Here is a 6,322-nt window from a genome sequence, read left to right on the forward strand (position 1 = left end):
CTCTTATTGAGTGTTATTAGAAATCCATGACAGTTTTTCTGACATGAATCTCTACTTTTTTTGATGCTGACTCGACTTATTTAGGACTTACGCAAAAGAGCAATTTTTACATTATTTGTGGGGTAAGGTGCGGTGTGCTGCGCCCTACAGATACACTTTGTGCGTAAGTCCTGTGCTGTTTACTCGGCTAATTTGCTAATTTGATGGTAAAGTTCGTCATCTAACCGTCCTTCTCCTGTCTGGATTAGCCATTTTTCTAAAGTACGGTTTTTATCGGTAAATTGTTGGGATTTACCATTGCCTCTAGCCACGATCAATCCATTAGAAATCACAATTTCCCGATCGCCCTCTACCTCTTCACCACTTTCTCGGACAATCAAACCACGATACCCCAATCCTTCATTAACAGCTCCTTCTCCTTGATGTGTAGACAATGATTGAAGCCGTTGTGTAAACTGCTGAGATTCTTGCACTGTCAATTCCCAATGTGGGTTTGGCCTGCCACTAAACATATCCACTTCTACTTGCATCTTTTTGTCTCCTAAAGCTGTGACCGAACATCCAAGCAAAGTCACCAAAAACATTAAAAAACCCAAGCCAATTATCCTTTCTAGATATGTTGTGAATGAATAAGCCCGTTGCATGGTCTTCTTCTCCAGTGTGGGGAACCCACATTCCGCAGTGCTATATAGCAATCCTAAATCATTTGTAAATTTCTTACTCCCTCCTCTTGGTAAAGGGAGGGTTGGGGTGGGGTAAAAAATTTATCACTCCTGCAAGGATTGCTATAGATTCTATTTAATCTTTTGGCTCTTACAAGTGTAAAAGTAGCCACAAAATATGGTGTAAGGCCCACGGTTACAGGTAGCTGGGTTAGTGATGACTACGCCGCTGTTATCTGTATTCCGAGCCGCTGTCGAACCCGGTTTGTGACCCCAAAATCCTTCTCGCATTTTGCGATACCAGTGGAAATCAACAAAGCCCGGACCAGGGGCAATAACCAGTGCTACTAAATAGCGAGGGGCTTGTGAGGCGGGGAAACAATCGTAGCGTTTGTGCAATCCATCGCACAGAGAAGCTTTGGTAACTTCCACGCAATTAATTGCAGTGTACTGATGTCCGCATCCTTTTCCTGGTTGGGCAAAAGTATCTGTGCGCTTATTGCTCGCATAGTTATAGCAGTTGTTGTTCTGCCGGATTACGGGGTTGTTGTTCCAGAAGCCGGGGTTATAGGGCGAAGTATCATAAAAGCAGGTAGCAGCCACTTCACTTGAGGTGTCTACCGCCATGTTTGGTAAGTCTTCAACATCAGATACTGAAAGTCTGCTGCTGGTTTCCAGTTGTTGTCGCAGAAAATTCTGCAACATTTCATCTAAAGGTAGTTCTTCTCCGAAAGCCGATGCTTCTGGACGTGATTCTGCACTGCTCATTAAGCCGATCAAACGCTCAGCAATCTCGTTTGCTTTATCGCTAGCGGCACTCGCACCCGCAGCCATATACATACTAGCGGGTAGTTCAAAGTCTTGGGCAAGCTCGTCAGAGAGGGGTTCAATGGTGAAACCGCGAAACCCTAATCCAGCATCAGCAGAAGCTGCTTCGGCTACCATGCTACGATTTTTAGCAATCTCTTTGAGCGTAGTTCGAGCTTCTTCCTCGTCTGTAATAATCCACTCTGGAGCGGGTCTTCCGGAAAATATATCGGCAGTAATCCGTAACATACTTAACCTCTTTTTTGAGTAGTTTTCAGCAAACAAACTCTACCTTAAAGTTGTTTAATAGCTAGAGAAGACAACCTTGGTCGTGAGTGTTATGTAAGCTGAGTTTCAAAACTGCATAACAGCTTTTGATCTAATACTCCTCAAAACAAACTTGGAGAGCAATACGACGATCCGCGTATAGGATTATGAAGATATTGCAACCAATTCTGCTTTGAATAATTCCAACTTTTACCGAGCAATCATCACAGCATTCGTCCGACTTTGTAGGCTTAGTTTTCTGTAAATATGCTTGATATGTTCGCGAAGCAAAATTAGTTTTTTTATTAGATAAAAAGTTACAAATTTACAGTTGATAGTGAAGTTTTTAGGAGGGCTGTTTACACCCCACCCTAAAAAAAATCCACCATGAAAGCTGGTTTCAAACCCCTAAATTTTGATCGAGAAGTGATTTACGGTTGGGTGGGAGCGGTTTTTTTATATTGTCAATTATTTGCAGGTATTGTTTGTGAACCCGCCCTACAAAAATTATGTCTATTTAGCAATGCTCCCTCACTGACTTAATTTACAAATATCCTCCTCTTTTACCCGGAATTCTCATCAAGCGGTACAAGATTTTATTAATCGCGGAGATTGTACTGATTTTGCTCCGGGGATAGTGCCGATCGCCTTTACGGAGAATTGTTCAGACAGGCGATCGGTGAAGGTGTAGAGATTTTGCCCTGTCGCTTTGATGTGACGCCAAAAGGCATTCGCTATTTGGGGTTAGCAAAACTGGATATTTGAGATTTGGTGCGCTTCATGGGGGCAAACTCAGTCAAACGGGTCAAGCCGACTAAATGCTACTCACCCCCCAACTAGCTGCGGCTTAGCCCCAGATGCGTAAGCCATGAAACTGTCAGAAGTGTTGCTATTCGGAGACTTGAACAGTGACTTGAAATTCCTCAATGGTTGATTCCTCACCAACCCACTCACGCAAGTTTTTTAGTTGTAATTTTACTCGACCGGGATTGTTTGCTTGAAAGGTGAACACGCGCTGCCCGCCACCACCCATCCCAAGATTACTACCCAGATTCATGTCGTCACTTTTTAATTGTAAAACTTCTGTATCTAAGGCGGACAGAGACCAGCGGTAGCCTGTTGTTGAATTTTCGTCTAAACGAAGTGTGAGCGTCTGTCCGCGCTTGAGGTTTAAAACTGTGCCACTATCGGCTTGAGATAAAGTTAATTCAGACATAGATTGTGAGGTAAAAGGTGATGAAGGTGGCTGTATATATTGCTGTTTCAGGTGTGCGGTCGGCAGTGGAGGAAATGTTGTGCGAGTCCGTGAAGCAAGGTTAGGGAAAAGGGGAGTAAAAGATACTAAATAGGTCGAAATGATTAGGTATAAAAACATAATTTATGTACAAAAGAAACAGCCATCGCCAAGTTTAGTCGCGCTAGAATCGCAATTTGCTGGTGGGCGGTTGACGGTTGGATGGTAAAGCTTAAAGTTGAACCATCAACCGCCAACAGACTCGATGCAAAATCTTTGAGTGCAGGGTGACATAAACTTGGAGAGTCGGCGACAATCAAGCTTTACCAAACGTAAAGGGTGGATACTTTGTTGTCGGCTTCTTCATAGTATTGGACGGGTTTAGCTAACACTTTAGCATGGGCTGCGATGACGTTGAAGGCAACGATCGCAGAGTCAGAATTATCGGCAAATTTCCGCCAACCAATCTGATCCACATACATATAAGCGTTACGAGTTGAGCTGTTTGTCCACAGTCCCAGTACCTTTTTATCAGTTTGCCAAGCTGTGTTGCCTTGACTAACAGCATTTTGAGCGGGGGGATCGAAGGTGGGACGCTCTTCTTGACTTGCGGTTTGCTTCGCAGCTTGAACGGGAGGTTCTTGGGTGGGGTAGGCTTCCATTTTTATCTCCTTAGTATTGGGGTTGAAGGGTTGTGCGATCGCCTGACAAGGCAGACAAACTTCATCAGGTGAACCGGCTGGATTGCTGGAATAAGTCATGGTCGTTCCTTAATCTCTAGAAGCGTATCGTTAATTGTTGGACTTGGGATTTTGGACGATCGTCTCAAGTCCGCTGTTTTTTACCAGGCGTAAATTTCTTTGATGATCCCGTTTTCTTGATAGAGGCTGACTGGACGATCGGCCGCTTTAGACGCAGCAAGCTGAATCAACATATCGATGTTTGTTTCATCGCTAGCATCAGAGAGTTTTCTCCAGCCGATGCCTTCGCTGACATAGACATAAGCATTGCGATCGGCATTATTTGTCCAGAGTCCGAGAATTTTCACATTTGACAACCAGCCGGTTTCAACAATGCCATCCACCGCGAACATACTGGAGTCAATCCCGCACTGCCCGTAAGCGATGCGGAAAAAGCCATTCTCACCAAAGTTCTGTCCCCAGCTATTTTTGGCAATCCAATAGCCTTCGGTGTCGTTGTAACCCACGATCGAGACACAGTGACCACCCTCAACCTTGCCGCTAACCTGGCGATAAATGCCGCTTTTGTAAGCGAAGAAATCTGTGTAGACAGTGAAGCAAGCTACCAACGCGCCGCGAGTGGAAAGCCATTCCTTCATATCTGCGATCGATTTAATCTCATGCCACCCGCTAATTTTAACGGCGCTACTTTGCCAGTTACTTGCGAGGTTGCTGCAATTTTGATCGGCTGCGGTGTAAGGGTAAGAAGCTTCGATGGCGAGTCCTGTTTTCGCTGAATCCATTGAGGGTGGCACCCACCAACCGTTCCCGCAGTTACGTCCTAGGGCGCGGGCATAGCAGTAGAACAAGTGAGCTTCGGATAAATCGATCGCCAGCGCCGGATTGTTGCGAATGCGGCGAATGGTGGTTTCGATCGTTGCCACAGTGCCAAACGCAACACAAGAACCGCAAGAACCTTGATCTTTGACTGCTGTCACAAATCCACCTGTCCGCATATCGAAGCTGGCGGGATAGCCTGCTGTCTCGCCTTTAATCTGTGCCGACTTAAAGACTTCCTGATTGATCTTGGCGATTTGCTCTTGTTCTTCAAAGGACGGTTCGTTAGGCCCAGGCGTATAACCGAGCCGCAGTTGCTTTTCGGCATCTGAAAGCTGAGTCATGCTCGTTTCGCCAGCTTGCCAGGAGGCACCGGCTAGCTCGATTGCTGCTTGCAATTTAATGGAATCCATGTCATCTCCTTAAAACATAAAGTAGGTTTGACTCAAACTAAAATCGCTCGTGAGTTTGCGTATTTTTTGCTCTTTTTTTGAGCTGCGATCGAACGCTGGATAACAGCGTTTGATCCAATAGTCTTCCAAATAAACTTGGGGAACAATACGACGATCCGCGTATAGAATTATGAAGATATTGCAACAAATTCTGCTTTGAATAACCCCAACTTTTCCAGAGCAACCATCACAGCAGCCGTCCGGGTTTGTACGCTTAGTTTCCCGTAAAGATGTTCCAGATGTTTTCGCACTGTTCCTTCACTGCAACCGATCGCTTTAGCTATTCCTGCATTACTTTTATCTTTGGCAATCCAGAATAAAACCTCCGCCTCGCGTTTGGTGAGTCCTAGCAATTCCAGAGCAGAAATAGAGAAAGATTGCAGTTCTTCTTCCTCCAACAGCAAGACATATTGCTCTTTGATGGGATCGGGAATCAGTCGGACGATCAACTGTTTTCCTGCTTGTTGAATGTGCAAGGGCAAACAGCGAGAGGGAACATTGTGGTTGAATGCGATTCGCGCAATCTGCTCCTGGAACCAATGTTGTAAGGATTCTGGCAATGAGTAGGGAATGTGGTGTAAAAAATACTGGCTTAAAAGTTCTTCTGCCCGTTGAGTCATGAATTGCACTTCGCCTGCAATCTCCACAACTATCGCCCCTACGCGATCCAAAATTTGCTTGACTAATCCCTTAATGAAATTATCTGGCTGCTTGTCTGTCCGATCGCTCTCGACTTTGATAATACAATCTTGGTAGAAAATTTCGTAACTTTCGGCCTCAGCTTTTGGTGCTTGGAGTCGATCAAAATCTTGAGATGTCAAAATAACTGCGCGCTGACGCCTGTGTTTCTGTGAATTCATGGGAAATATCTCCATTGGCATATACGGTGAACATGGCGAAAGTAGATACCCTTGCGGTACGGGTATCTCGCTCATTTCACTGTTGTTGAGGTCTACAACTGTAGAAATGCACTCTGAGATTTTTTGAGAGTCCCTGATTTAAGTTGCTTTTCTTAAGTAATTACTAACTAATAACAGTCACTAGCTATTAGTTACAAGTCACATAATCGAGTGACTTGCATAATTTTATTTTGTGTGTTAATGTCTGTATGTTTTATTGTAAAGATAAAAAAATAACTCAAAAAAAAGTGTCAATCCATAAATAACTTGCCATAAGAACGTCGCGGCGAATTAGATAATCAAATATACTAATGGGTGATGTAAAGTTCGTCAAACATCGGCGAGCATCCTGGCTTTTCTGAGAATAAATGTAAGTACGGTTTCCTGTCGAGAAATAATGTCGGCTGTATAGCCTTTCTCACAAAGATGAGGTATGATGTTACTGACACTCATTCATGAGGGTCAAACAGAGAACACACGATCG

At 44.3% G+C, this 6,322-nt stretch carries 6 protein-coding genes and 1 pseudogene; 1 reads left to right on the plus strand and 6 read right to left on the minus strand.

Going from position 1 to position 6,322, the window contains the following annotated elements; translation table 11 throughout:
* Positions 1 to 179: 179 nt before the first annotated feature.
* Together QUA33_RS18690 and QUA33_RS18695 are read right to left on the minus strand one after the other, a co-directional pair.
* Complete coding sequence (locus tag QUA33_RS18690) at positions 180 to 644, minus strand: hypothetical protein (protein ID WP_333150146.1); 465 nt, start codon at positions 642 to 644, stop codon at positions 180 to 182.
* Positions 645 to 794: 150 nt separating this feature from the next.
* The gene (locus tag QUA33_RS18695; RefSeq protein WP_333150148.1) at positions 795 to 1,718 is read right to left on the minus strand and encodes a hypothetical protein; all 924 of its coding nucleotides are present in this window, start codon (positions 1,716 to 1,718) and stop codon (positions 795 to 797) included.
* 613 nt (positions 1,719 to 2,331) lie between these two features.
* Between QUA33_RS18695 and QUA33_RS18700 the strand changes: the two are divergent.
* Positions 2,332 to 2,501: pseudogene (locus tag QUA33_RS18700) on the plus strand (DNA/RNA nuclease SfsA); the annotation flags it as partial.
* 124 nt (positions 2,502 to 2,625) lie between these two features.
* On the opposite strand, the gene QUA33_RS18705 reads toward QUA33_RS18700, so the two are convergent.
* From QUA33_RS18705 to QUA33_RS18720, 4 genes are all read right to left on the minus strand, one after another.
* On the minus strand, positions 2,626 to 2,952 hold the full coding sequence (locus QUA33_RS18705; protein ID WP_333150150.1) for a protease inhibitor I42 family protein: 327 nt from the start codon (positions 2,950 to 2,952) through the stop codon (positions 2,626 to 2,628).
* 341 nt (positions 2,953 to 3,293) lie between these two features.
* A complete protein-coding gene (locus QUA33_RS18710) occupies positions 3,294 to 3,731 on the minus strand; it encodes a hypothetical protein (protein ID WP_333066353.1) in 438 nt (145 codons plus the stop codon).
* A gap of 80 nt (positions 3,732 to 3,811) precedes the next feature.
* Entirely contained in the window at positions 3,812 to 4,900 is a 1,089-nt protein-coding gene (locus QUA33_RS18715; protein ID WP_333150152.1) for a C1 family peptidase, read from the minus strand.
* Between the two features lie 167 nt (positions 4,901 to 5,067).
* Positions 5,068 to 5,799, minus strand: coding sequence for a helix-turn-helix transcriptional regulator (locus tag QUA33_RS18720; protein WP_333150154.1), 732 nt, complete (start codon positions 5,797 to 5,799; stop codon positions 5,068 to 5,070).
* Between the last annotated feature and the right edge of the window lie 523 nt (positions 5,800 to 6,322).

It is taken from the genome of Microcoleus sp. Pol14D4, from assembly GCF_036701245.1.
GTDB lineage: Bacteria > Cyanobacteriota > Cyanobacteriia > Cyanobacteriales > Microcoleaceae > Microcoleus.